The organism is Micromonospora sp. CA-248260, from assembly GCF_050942205.1.
GTDB lineage: Bacteria > Actinomycetota > Actinomycetes > Mycobacteriales > Micromonosporaceae > Micromonospora > Micromonospora antibiotica.
On record NZ_CP192021.1, the window covers coordinates 3,878,279 to 3,888,729 of the forward strand.

Here is a 10,451-nt window from a genome sequence, read left to right on the forward strand (position 1 = left end):
TCCTTCCCCTGTGCACGGTACATAGGTAAGCGCTTTCCTAGCAGCCTAGGTGGCGGCCCGACCACGGGCAAGGGCCCGCCCCGACCGTTGCGGTAACCTGTCCGCTACCGCGCGGCCCGGATCGGGTCCGGACACTTTCGGGGGTGCCCATGGCGACGCTGGCCGATGTCGCCCGTCGCGCCGGGGTCTCCCCCGCCACCGCCTCCCGGGTGATCAACGGCAGCAGCAAGCCCGTCGCCGACAACCTGCGCGAACGGGTGCTGCGGGCCGTCGCCGACCTGCGCTACGTGCCGAACGCGCACGCCCAGCTGCTGGCCCGCCCGCAGCGCAGCGTGGTCGGCGTGGTGGTGCACGACGTATCCGACCCGTACTTCGCCGAGCTGACCCGGGGGCTGCAACGGGTCGCCACCGACCACGGCCGGCTGGTCATCATCTGCAACAGCTACCGCGACCCGGAACGCGAGCTGGAGTACGTGGAGATGCTGCGCGCCCAGCAGGTCGCCGCGATCGTGCTGGCCGGTTCCGGCTACCACGACGCCACCTTCACCGCCCGGCTCGCCGAGAAGCTGGCCGCCTACGAGACGACCGGTGGCCGGGTGGCGGTGGTGGGCCGGCACGAACACCCGGGCGACGCGGTGATGCCGGCCAACACCGACGGCGGCCGGCTGCTCGGCACGGAACTGCTGCGCCGGGGGCACACCCGGATCGGGGTGGTCGCCGGCCCGCAGGTGCTGACCACGATCACCGACCGGCTCGACGGGCTGCGGGCCGCGCTCGCCGAGGGCGGCCACCCGCTGCCCGCCGAGCGCATCCGCTACGCCGACTTCGACCGCGACGGTGGCGCCCGCGCCGCCGGTGAACTGCTCGACGCCGTCCCCGGGTTGACCGCCCTGGTGGCGTTGAACGACTCGATGGCCGTCGGTGCGCTGACCCTGCTGCGCGCCCGCAACGTCGCGGTGCCCGGGCAGGTCTCGGTGGTGGGCTTCGACGACATGCCGGTCGCCGCCGACGTCACCCCGGCGCTGACCACCGTCCGGCTGCCGCTGGTGGAGCTGGGCGCGCGGGCGATGACCCTGGCCCTGGGCCCGGCGGCGGACCGGCCCCGGGTCGAGGTGCTGCCGGCCACCCTGGTCGTCCGGGACAGCCTCGGCCCCGCCCCGGACTGATCCGCCCGCACCGGGCAGGCACCACGGCGGGTGGGTGGGCGGGGTCGGCACCGGCTCAGGCCGGGGTCGTCGCCAGCTCGGCGAGCCGGTCGATCTGCCGAGGGTCGGACAGCGCCGAACCCACCGCCACCACCCGCACCCCGGCGGCGAGGAAGTCGGCGGCGTTACCGGCGTCGATCCCACCGGTCGCCACGAACCGCAGCTCCGGCAGCGGGCCGGCGACCGCCTTGAACCACTGTGGGCCGAGGCTGACCGCCGGGAACGCCTTGAGCCAGATCAGCCCGTGGTCGAGCGCGAGCTGCGCCTCGGTGGGGGTGGCCACCCCGGGCAGGTGCGGGATGCCGTAGCTGACCGCCGCGTCGGCCACCGCCAGGTCCAGCCCGGGGGCGACGGTGAACGCCGCCCCGGCGCTGGCGGCCTGCCGGACCTGGGCGGGGGTGCGCACCGTGCCGGCGCCGACCCGCCGGCCCCGGTCCTTGCCGGCCTCCACCGCCGCCCGCAGGGACAGCGTGGCGTCGGGGGTGCGGATCGGCACCTCGACCACGTCGATGCCGAGGTTCCAGGCCCGTTGGGCGAGCCGGACGGTCTCCGCCGGCGGCAGGTCCCGCAGGATCACCATCACCCGCGCGGTGCCGAACAGGGGTGCGAAGTCGTGCGCGGTCATCGACCGTTCCTTCCGGTGGCGGGGGTGGGGAGCAGTCCGGCGTCGACCAGGTCCAGGCTCGCCCAGTCCCCCGCCGGCAGGGCCAGGAGCCGGTCGGCCAGCGCCCGGCGCGGTGGCGGGGCGGTGTCCCCGGCCACGGTCAGGGCGGGGGCCGCGCAGAGGTGCCCGAGCCGCAGGCAGTGCTCCAGGTCGAGGCCGCGCAGCAGCCCCGACAGGCAGCCGGCGGCGAACGCGTCGCCGGCCCCGACCGGCTCGTGCACCGGCACCCGCAGCGCGGGGACGAAGACGTCCGGTCCGCCGCGGGGCAGCGCGGTGACACCGACGTCGGCGTCCTTGACCACCACCAGTTCCGGACCGGGCAGCAGGTCGCGTACGGCGTCCGGAGCGGTGACGCCCCACAGGGCGCGGGCCTCGTCGAGTCCGACGAGGACCACGTCGGCGGCGTCGGCGAGCCCGCGTAGCACCGGCGCGGCGGTCTCCGCCGACCACAGCCGGGCCCGGTGGTTGACATCGAAGGTGACCCGGGCGGCGGGCAGTGGCCGGTCGGTGAGCGCCCGGCGCACCAGGGCCGCACAGGACGGCGAGAGGGCCGCGGTGATCCCGGACAGGTGCAGCAGCCGGGTCCCGGCCAGCGCCGGGTCGTCCAGCACCTGCGGGTCGAGGTGGGACGCCGCCGAGCCGGACCGGTAGTAGTGCACGGCGGTGCCGCCGGGCATCGGGTCCTTGAGGTAGACGCCGGTCGGGGCGGTCGGGTCGACGGTGACCAGGCGGGTGTCCACGCCGGTGGCGGCGACGTGCCGCAGCACCCGCCGACCGAACGGGTCGTCGCCGACCCGGCTCACCCACGCCGTCCGGTGGCCGAGCCCGGCGAGCGCGGAGGCCACGTTGGACTCGGCACCGCCGACGGAGACGCCCAACCGGTCGGCCCGGTCCAGCGGACCCGTCGGATCGGGGCTGAGCACCACCATCGACTCGCCGACGGTGACCACCTCCGGCCCGACCGACGCCTGCTCAGCCGACCGGTCGGCGGACAGTCCCGTGGCCGGCCGGTCGGCGGACACTCCCGTGGCCGGCCGGTCGGCGGTCACACCGGCTCCGCGGCGGCGAGCAGGGCGACCACGCCGGCCCGGTCGCGTACCCCGTCGGCGACCAGCACCCGGTGCCGGCCGGCGCGGCGGCCACCGGCGGGCACCACGGCCGGCCGGTCGAAGGCGAAGGCGACGCAGACCCCCGGGTACATCGCGGTCCGCACGAACCACCTGTCGCCCAACCCGAGGCCGGTGAAGACCAGGGTGTACGCCCCACCGTCCGGCGCGACGCCGGTCAGCGCGACCCAGCGGGCGGCGCTGCCGTTGGCCGCCTGCTCCCCGTCGGCGTCGGCGGTGAACGTGACCGGCTCCCCGTCGGCGACGGCCCGCCAGAAGAACCCGCCGTAGCCGGCCCCGTCGGGTCGCCCGTTGGTGGCCGGGCTGCCCAGATGGACGTCCCGATCGGTGGGGGCGGTGAGGGTGTAGTCGACGTCGAGGGCCCAGGCGTCGGGGGCCACCGGGGTCGCGGCGAGCCGGCGGTGCTCGGTGAGCAGCACCCCGCCGTCGCGGTCACGCCACTGCAACACGTGCGCCAACCGGTCCGGGGTGCGTTCGCGCCACCGCGTGTGGGCAATCACCCCGTGGTCGTCGCGCCAGGTGTAACCGGTGTCCCGGACGTACGTCCGGCCACCCCACAGGTTGGTGCCGGCGACGTCCTGCACCGCCAGCGACGCCCCGAGGTGCCAGACGTGGTCGGCGGGCAGGGCGTCGGTGACCGGGGTGCCGGCCAGCGTCCGCACCGGGTGCAGGTAGGGCCGGGGCCCGTGCTTCGGGTCCAGGTCGGGGCGCACCACGTACCGGGCCACCTCGACGTCACCGACGTGCAACCGGGGCTCGTCGTCGCCCGGGCCGTCCGGGTCGAACCGGACCTGCGGCCGGGCGGATCCGGTCGGGTCCGCGCCGGGGCGGGCCGGTTCCGGGCCGAGCTGGGCCGGGGTGGGGTGGGGGTGACCGGTCACGGTGCCTCCGTCCGGGTGGTGGACCGGCGGGCGGCGACGGCGTGCAGGGCGGCCAACGCGTAGCCGGCCAGGATCGGCACCGCCACCGGGGTGACCAGTATCCCCAACAGAGCGGCCACCGCGCAGACCCCGCCGGCCGCCGCCCAGGTCCCCGGCCGGGCCAGGCCGGTCCGGGCGGCGACTCGGGCCGCGGCCCGAAAGCCCCGGCCGCCGGTACGACCGATCGCCACCACGGTCAGCCCGGCGTACCCGGCCAGCGCGGCGGTGACCACGGCGGTGCCGGCCAGCGCGACGCCGCCACCGGGCACCCGGCCGGTGGCCAGCGCCACCAGGTCGACGCCGAGCGCGACGGCGACGGCCACCCCGACGGCGCTGGCCACCAGGCCGGCGGGCAGGGCCCGGCCGAACCGGGACAGCGTGGTGCGCAGGTCCGGCCAGCCGCCGAGGGTCAGCCGGTCGTGTACGGCGGCGCTGGCGGTGGCCAGGGCCGGTGCGAGGGTGAGCACCGGCAGCGCGGCCAGCGTCACGGCGAACCCGAGCAGCGCCAGGTCGGTGGCGTCGCGCAGGGTGTCGCGCCAGTCCCGGCGCAGGGGCGCCTCGGCCGGCTCCGTCACCGGTACGGCGGTCATCCCTTCAACCCGCTGGTGTTGATGCCCTCGACCAGCATCCGTTGGAAGGCCAGGAAGAACAGGAAGACCGGCAGCAGCGACAGCACCGACATGGCGAACATCGGGCCGACCGCGCTCTGGCTGGTGGAGTCGATGAACAGGGTCAGCGCCACCGGGACGGTGTAGTCGTCCAGGCTGGACAGGAAGACCAGTTGCCGGAAGAAGTCGTTCCAGGTCCAGATGAACGAGAAGATCGCGGTGGTGACCAGCGCCGGGCGGCTCAGCGGCAGGATGACGTGCCGGAAGATGCCGTACGGGCTGGCACCGTCGATCTTGGCGGCCTCGTCGAGTTCGCGCGGGATGCCCCGCATGAACTGCACCATGAGGAACACGAAGAACGCCTCGGTGGCCAGGAACTGCGGGATGAGCAGCGGCAGGTAGGGCCACTCCCCGCCGACCAGGCCCAGGCTGCGGAACAGGATGTACTGCGGCACGATCAGCACGTGGCCGGGCAGCAGCAGGGTGCCGATCATGACGGCGAACCAGACCCCCCGCAGCCGGAACCGCAACCGGGCCAGGGCGTACGCGGCGAGCAGGCAGGAGGCCGCGTTGCCGACCACGGTCAACAGGCTGACCATGGCGCTGTTGAGGAAGAACGTGCCGAAGCTGAGGTCGAAGTTGCCCCAGCCGGCGGTGTAGTTGCCCGGGGTGAACCGCTCGGGCAGCAGACCGATGTTGTTGACGATCTCTTCCTGCGACTTGACCGAGGTGCCCACCATCCACAGCAGCGGATAGAGCACCACCGCCACGATCACGATCAGGATCAGCAGGCGTACGGCCTGCCGGCCGCCCTGCCGGCGACGGCCGGGCCGCCGCGCCGTCGAGGTCACCGCCACCATCACTTCTCCCCGTCGGAGTAGTGCACCCAGAACCGCCCGGTGCTGAAGAAGACCACGGTGATCAGGCCGATCGCGATCAGGAACACCCAGGCCATCGCGGAGGCGTAGCCCATCTCCAGGTCGGTGAAGCCTGCGATGTAGAGCTTCAGGGTGTACATCAGGGTGGAGTCGACCGGGCCGCCGGTGCCGTTGCTGAGCACGAAGGCGGCGGTGAAACCCTGGAACCCGTTGATGGTCTCCAGCACCAGGTTGAAGAAGATGACCGGGGAGAGCATCGGCAGGGTGACGTGCCAGAACTGCGACCACCGGCTGGCGCCGTCGACGGAGGCGGCCTCGTACAGCTCGGTGGGCACCTGCTTCAACCCGGCCAGGAAGATCACCATCGGGGCCCCGAACTGCCAGATCGCCAGCACCATCAGGGTTTGCAGCGCCCAGTCCGGGTCGCTGACCCAGGGCAGTCCTTCGATGCCGAACAGCGCGAGAAACGAGTTGAACGCGCCGTCCCGGTTGAACATGTTGACCCAGACGATGGCCAGCGCGACGCTGCCACCGAGCAGGGACGGCAGGTAGAACAGCGCCCGGAACAGGCCCACCCCCCGCCAGGCCTTGTTGAGCAGCAGCGCCACCCCGAGCGCTGCGGCCAGCTTCAACGGTACGGCCACCAGGGCGAAGGTCAACGTGACCCGGACCGCGTGCCAGTACGACGGGTCGGCGGTGAACATCCGCTCGTAGTTGGCAAGCCCCACCCACTGCACCTCGGACAGCGGGGTGAGGATGTCGTAGTTGGTGAAGCTCAGCCAGAGCGAGAGCAGCATGGGGATCGCCGTGACGCCCATCAGTCCGATGAGCCAGGGCGAGAGGAATACGTAACCCGCCAGTCCTTCGGCGTGCCGGTTCCGCCCACCCCGACGCCGGTTGGCGCGGGGGCGGGCGGAACCGGTGCGTCCGGTCCGGCCGGGGGCCGTGGTGAGGGCCACGGGGCCGGCTCCTTTCGTCGACCGCGATCCGTCGATCAGGCGATCGCGGACTTGCAGGCGGCGATGAACTGCTCCGCCGCCTGGGCCGGGGTGGCCCGCTTGTACTGGACGTTCTCGGCGGCCTTGACCAGCTCGGACTTGACCTTGCTGTGCCCCTTGATCGGCACCTGCGGCGACTGGCCGAACTTCTGCGCCAGCTCGGTCTCGACCTGGATGGACTGCTTCATCGCCGGGTCGGTCACCGTCTCACTGACCTTGGCCCGCAGGTCCATGTTCGACGGCAGCCCCCGGTCGGTGCCGAGCAGCGCCGCCGCCTCCGGGTCGTTGGCCAGGAAGTTGATCACGTCGACGGCGGTGTCGCGGTGCTTGCTGCTCTTGAACACCGACCAGTACATCGAGGCGCGGGCCCACTGGGCGCTCGGGTCACCCGGGTAGGCGACGACGCCCAGCTCGTCCTTGGTGTTCTTCTTCAGGTCCGGCATCTGGTTGACCCACACCCAGGAGGTCGCGGCCTTGCCGGTGACCACCAGCTGCTTGGTCACGTCGCTGGCGTTGCCCTCGTGGATCACGTCGGGGGTGGGGGTGGCGCCCCGGTCCCGGGCGCCCTTCCACAGCTCGAACCACTTCGTCACGTCCTCGGCGGTGAAGCCCAGGTCCTTGCCGTTGTAGAGGTCCTTGCCCTGCTGGCGCAGCCACACCCAGAACGCCTTGTAGTCGGCGCTCGGGTCCTGGGTGCCGGGGATCTTGGTCCGCTTGGCCACCTGCTCGGCCCAGGCGATGTGCTCCTCCCAGCTCTGGCCGGTGGTCGGTTCCGGGAGTCCGTTCTTGGCCAGGAGGGTCTTGTTGTAGACCAGGCCCTGGGTGTTCTCGCCGGAGGCCACCCCGGCCAGCTTGCCGTCGACGACGCCGTACTCCAACAGGCTCTTGGGGAACTTGGACACGTCGAGCTTGCCGGAGTCCTGGTAGCTCTTGAGGTCGAGCACGGTGCTGCGGCCGGCGTACTCGGACAGGTAGTTGTCGTCGATCTGGAACAGGTCCGGCGGGTTGCCGCCGGCGGTGAGGGTGGCCAGCTTGTCGAAGTAGCCCTGGTTGGCCTGCCAGGTCTTCTCGAAGGTCACGTTCGGGTGCTTCTTGGTGTAGAGGGCGAGGGCGTCCTCGGTGAGCTTGGCCCGCGCCTCACCGCCCCACCAGAAGATGGAGAGCTTGATCTGGCCGTCGGCACCGGCGTCGTCGTCGCCGCAGGCCGCCGCGCCGAACATCAGCGGTACGGCGACGGCGGCGGCGACCAGGCCGCGCAGGAATCGACGACGGGGTGCGGGGGTACGGTGGTGCGGCTCGGCCGGCGTGCCGGCGGTGGGGGACGTTGCGGGGTGCATGCGCTCACTCCTCGGGCTAGGAGGCGACGACGCCACCGGTGGTCACGGTCGGGCTGCCCGGGTCCGCAAGGCGATGCGGGCCCGGGCCATCCGGAACGGATCCGGGACGGGATCGACCGGGTAGGGGTCCGGTCGAGTCGCGAATGACCAGTTCGGTCTGGAGCATTACCTGTGCGGTGGTGCGTCGGTCGCCGACGGCCGCTGCCCGTCCCCCGCCGCGGGGGCGGAGTTCGGAGTCGTGTTGCAGCAGCATGTCGACGGCCGTCCGGCCGGCGGCCGCGGTTGGCGTGGCCACCGTCGTCAACTTGGGGCGGGTGAGTCGGCTCAGCGCGATGTCGTCGACGCCGACCACGCTGACGTCCTGCGGCACCCGGATGCCGAGGTGGTCGAGCCCCTCGATCAGCCCGATCGCCATCAGGTCGTTGTAGGCGAGCACGGCGGTGACGCCGCTGTCGCGTACCTGGGTGGCCAGTGCGCTGCCGCCGGTCTCGGTGGGCGGGTTCGGCCCGAGCACGGTCAACTCGGCCCCGCCGGAGCGGGCGGCGGCCCCGGCCGCCCGGCGCATCTGCTGGTTGGTCCAGGAGCCGCGCGGGCCGCCGAGCAGGGCGAGCTGCCGGTGGCCGAGGCCGAGCAGGTGCTCGATCGCGGCGCGGGCCCCCTGGCCGACGTCCATCATCACGCAGGGCAGGCCGGTGACCTGCCGGTTTATCACCACCACCGGGACTTCCCGGCTGACCTGCTCGATCAGCGCGTTGCTCATCCGGGGGCTGCACAGCAGCACCCCGTCGACCTGCTTGGCCAGCGCGTGGACCAGCTCCTCCTCGGCGGCCGGGTCCTCGTTGGTGTCGGCCACGAAGACGTGGTAGTCGCGGTGCCGGGCCTGCCCCTCGGCCGCCTTGATCAGCGGTGGGAAGAACGGGTTGGCGATGTCGGCGATGATCAGGCCGATGTTGTGGGTCCGGCCGGTGATCAGGGCGCGGGCGGCCCGGTTGGGGCGGTAGCCGAGTTCCTCGGCGCAGGCCAGCACCCGGACCCGGGTCTCCGGGTTGACCAGGTGGGGTGCGGAGAAGGTGCGGGACACCGTGGAGATGTGCACGCCCGAGGCCCGCGCGACGTCGCGGATGGTGGCTGGCACGGGCGGCCCTCTCGTCGATGGTGTGGTCGGGGTCACGTGGGTGCCGCCAATTAATGCAAACGGTTGCTCCACTGTCAACGGGAGTTTGTTACAGGTCGATTGCGGAGGCGCTCCCGCCATGCCCCTTTAAGCCCACGAAACGGGATCTATGACACGGGATTGGCATCGATCGTTGACGTGCTCTTCATCGCCGTGGTTTCTTCACTGCAAACCTTTGCAGCAACCGGGGAGGTCCACCCGATGTCACCACCAGCGGCGTCCCGCCGCCGGCACGCCCTGGTCGGCACCGGGGCGCGAGCCGAGATGTTCGTCCGCGCCCTGGTCACCGAGCACGCCGACACCGCCGAGCTGGTCGCCTTCGCCGACGTCAACCAGACCCGGATGGACGCGCACAACCGGTGGCTGACCGAGCTGGGCCACCCGCCCGTGCCGACCTACCGGGCCGACGACTTCACCGCCATGCTCGCCAAGGAACGGGTCGACGTGGTCCTGGTGACCAGCGTCGACGTCACCCACGACGAGTACATCGTGGCGGCCCTGCGGGCCGGCTGCGACGTGGTCACCGAGAAACCCATGACCACCGACGCTCCCCGCTGCCGACGCATCCTCGACGCGGTCGCCGAGACCGGCCGGCAGGTCACCGTCGCCTTCAACTACCGCTACAACCCGTTGCACGAGCAGGTCCGGCGGCTGCTCGCCGACGGCGCGGTCGGCGAGATCGGCTCGGTGCACTTCGAGTGGCTGCTCGACGTACGGCACGGCGCGGACTACTTCCGCCGCTGGCACCGGGACAAGGCCAGCTCCGGCGGGCTGATGGTGCACAAGGCCAGCCATCACTTCGACCTGGTCAACTGGTGGCTCGACGCCACCCCCGTCGAGGTGTACGCGGCCGGGCGGCTGTTCTTCTACGGCGACGACGGCCGCCGGCACGGCTACGCCCGCGACTACGACCGGGCGCACGACTCCCCCGCCGCCACCGACGACCCGTTCGCCCTGCGGCTGGCCGAGCACCCCCGACTGCGGGAGCTCTACCTCGACGCCGAGGGTGAGGACGGCTACCACCGCGACCAGAACGTCTTCGCCCCCGGCGTCACCATCGAGGACGACATGGCGGTGCTGGCCCGCTACTCCACCGGCGCGACGATGACCTACCACCTCACCGCGTACGCCCCCTGGGAGGGCTACCGGGTGATGGTCAACGGCAGCCGGGGCCGGCTCGAACTGGAGGTCACCGAGAGCGACTTCGTCAGCCCGGCCGCCGCCGGTGCGCTCAAGGGGGCGGCCCTGCACGGCGACGAGGCCGCCGCCGAGCACGGCGAGGCCACCCTGACCCTGCGCCCGTTCTGGGCCCCGCCCACCCGGATCCCCGTCGAGGGCTACACCCGGCAGGGCCACGGCGGCGCGGACACCCGGATGACCCGGGTGATCTTCGGTGGCGAACCGGACCCGCTGGACCGGGCCGCCACCGCCCACGACGGGGCACTGGCCCTGCTCACCGGCCTGGCCGCCAACCGGTCCTTCGCCACCGGCGACCCGGTGCGCGTCGCCGACCTGCTCACCCTGCCCTGACCGCTGCCGG

10 protein-coding genes are annotated in these 10,451 nt (G+C 72.7%); 2 read left to right on the top strand and 8 right to left on the bottom strand.

The window, feature by feature from the left end; translation table 11 throughout:
- The first annotated feature begins 149 nt into the window (after positions 1 to 149).
- The gene (locus ACQP2H_RS17125; RefSeq protein ID WP_208566815.1) at positions 150 to 1,166 is read left to right on the top strand and encodes a LacI family DNA-binding transcriptional regulator; all 1,017 of its coding nucleotides are present in this window, start codon (positions 150 to 152) and stop codon (positions 1,164 to 1,166) included.
- A gap of 55 nt (positions 1,167 to 1,221) precedes the next feature.
- Here the strand turns inward: ACQP2H_RS17125 and ACQP2H_RS17130 are convergent, their stop codons facing one another.
- From ACQP2H_RS17130 to ACQP2H_RS17165, 8 genes are read right to left on the bottom strand one after another with little or no spacing between them, the layout of a single operon-like run.
- Positions 1,222 to 1,830 (bottom strand): bifunctional 4-hydroxy-2-oxoglutarate aldolase/2-dehydro-3-deoxy-phosphogluconate aldolase, encoded by a 609-nt coding sequence (locus tag ACQP2H_RS17130; protein ID WP_208566550.1) that lies wholly within the window; start codon positions 1,828 to 1,830, stop codon positions 1,222 to 1,224.
- Complete coding sequence (locus ACQP2H_RS17135; RefSeq protein ID WP_357536790.1) at positions 1,827 to 2,918, bottom strand: sugar kinase; 1,092 nt, start codon at positions 2,916 to 2,918, stop codon at positions 1,827 to 1,829. Before ACQP2H_RS17135 ends, ACQP2H_RS17130 begins: the two co-directional genes overlap by 4 nt.
- Positions 2,915 to 3,877 carry a PmoA family protein gene (locus tag ACQP2H_RS17140; RefSeq protein ID WP_357536792.1) on the bottom strand — a complete coding sequence of 321 codons (963 nt, stop codon included), beginning with the start codon at positions 3,875 to 3,877 and terminating at the stop codon, positions 2,915 to 2,917. Before ACQP2H_RS17140 ends, ACQP2H_RS17135 begins: the two co-directional genes overlap by 4 nt.
- Positions 3,874 to 4,506: a hypothetical protein gene (locus ACQP2H_RS17145; protein WP_255597600.1), complete on the bottom strand. Its 633-nt coding sequence runs from the start codon at positions 4,504 to 4,506 to the stop codon at positions 3,874 to 3,876. The genes ACQP2H_RS17140 and ACQP2H_RS17145 overlap by 4 nt, the downstream gene beginning before the upstream one ends.
- Positions 4,503 to 5,384, bottom strand: a complete 882-nt coding sequence (locus ACQP2H_RS17150) for a carbohydrate ABC transporter permease (RefSeq protein ID WP_255597601.1) — start codon at positions 5,382 to 5,384, stop codon at positions 4,503 to 4,505. The genes ACQP2H_RS17145 and ACQP2H_RS17150 overlap by 4 nt, the downstream gene beginning before the upstream one ends.
- Positions 5,384 to 6,361, bottom strand: a complete 978-nt coding sequence (locus ACQP2H_RS17155; protein ID WP_433228029.1) for a carbohydrate ABC transporter permease — start codon at positions 6,359 to 6,361, stop codon at positions 5,384 to 5,386. Before ACQP2H_RS17155 ends, ACQP2H_RS17150 begins: the two co-directional genes overlap by 1 nt.
- 35 nt (positions 6,362 to 6,396) lie before the next feature.
- On the bottom strand, positions 6,397 to 7,737 hold the full coding sequence (locus ACQP2H_RS17160) for an ABC transporter substrate-binding protein (RefSeq protein ID WP_357536795.1): 1,341 nt from the start codon (positions 7,735 to 7,737) through the stop codon (positions 6,397 to 6,399).
- 16 nt (positions 7,738 to 7,753) lie between these two features.
- Positions 7,754 to 8,872: a LacI family DNA-binding transcriptional regulator gene (locus ACQP2H_RS17165; protein ID WP_208566554.1), complete on the bottom strand. Its 1,119-nt coding sequence runs from the start codon at positions 8,870 to 8,872 to the stop codon at positions 7,754 to 7,756.
- Between the two features lie 240 nt (positions 8,873 to 9,112).
- Between ACQP2H_RS17165 and ACQP2H_RS17170 the strand changes: the two genes are divergently transcribed.
- Positions 9,113 to 10,441 (top strand): Gfo/Idh/MocA family protein, encoded by a 1,329-nt coding sequence (locus ACQP2H_RS17170; protein ID WP_219462499.1) that lies wholly within the window; start codon positions 9,113 to 9,115, stop codon positions 10,439 to 10,441.
- The last annotated feature ends 10 nt before the right edge of the window (positions 10,442 to 10,451 follow it).

Coding starts and splice junctions, on each gene's coding strand:
- ACQP2H_RS17150 (WP_255597601.1), bottom strand. CDS start 5,384: ATGGTGGCGGTGACCTCGACGGCGCGGCGGCCCGGCCGTCGCCGGCAG.
- ACQP2H_RS17170 (WP_219462499.1), top strand. CDS start 9,113: ATGTCACCACCAGCGGCGTCCCGCCGCCGGCACGCCCTGGTCGGCACC.
- ACQP2H_RS17130 (WP_208566550.1), bottom strand. CDS start 1,830: ATGACCGCGCACGACTTCGCACCCCTGTTCGGCACCGCGCGGGTGATG.
- ACQP2H_RS17145 (WP_255597600.1), bottom strand. CDS start 4,506: ATGACCGCCGTACCGGTGACGGAGCCGGCCGAGGCGCCCCTGCGCCGG.
- ACQP2H_RS17125 (WP_208566815.1), top strand. CDS start 150: ATGGCGACGCTGGCCGATGTCGCCCGTCGCGCCGGGGTCTCCCCCGCC.
- ACQP2H_RS17160 (WP_357536795.1), bottom strand. CDS start 7,737: ATGCACCCCGCAACGTCCCCCACCGCCGGCACGCCGGCCGAGCCGCAC.